The organism is Neisseria sp. P0021.S006, assembly GCF_051956895.1.
In genome coordinates this window covers 1-668 of the sequence record NZ_JBQCWZ010000774.1, presented here as the reverse complement: position 1 = coordinate 668, position 668 = coordinate 1, and the positions used below count along the sequence as shown (strand labels likewise).

The window sequence follows — 668 nt, the reverse complement described above, 5'->3', positions numbered from 1 at the left end:
ATATTATCGATACGCCTCAGGATTTGCGCCGTCTGGAGAAAAAACAGCTGCCGCAAGTCGCCGCCGAATTGCGCGAATTTCTGTTGGATTCCGTCGGTAAGACGGGTGGCCATTTCGCCAGTAACTTGGGCGCGGTCGAGCTGACGGTGGCACTGCATTATGTGTACGACACGCCCGAAGACCATTTGGTCTGGGATGTCGGCCATCAAAGCTATCCGCACAAAATCCTGACCGGCCGCAAAAATCAAATGCACACCATGCGCCAATACGGCGGTTTGGCCGGTTTCCCAAAACGCAGCGAGTCGGAATACGACGCGTTCGGCGTAGGCCATTCTTCCACATCCATCGGTGCGGCCTTGGGCATGGCTGTTGCGGACAAACAGTTGGGCAACAACCGCCGCAGCGTTGCCATCATCGGCGACGGAGCCATGACGGCAGGTCAGGCGTTTGAAGCCCTGAATTGCGCAGGCGATATGGATGTCGATTTGCTGGTCATCCTCAACGACAACGAAATGTCGATTTCCCCCAATGTCGGCGCGCTGCCGAAATATCTCGCCAGTAACGTCGTGCGCGATATGCACGGCCTATTGAGCACCATCAAAGCCCAATCGAGCAAAGTATTGGATAAATTGCCCGGTGCGATGGAGCTTGCCCAAAAAGTTGAAAAC

The 668-nt window shown here is 55.1% G+C and carries 1 protein-coding gene; it reads left to right on the top strand.

The genetic code is table 11. The features are described from left to right. Window positions 1-2: 2 nt before the first annotated feature. The coding region (locus ACTHUM_RS17030) for a 1-deoxy-D-xylulose-5-phosphate synthase N-terminal domain-containing protein (RefSeq protein WP_440403557.1) at window positions 3-668 on the top strand (666 nt) is incomplete at its 3' end.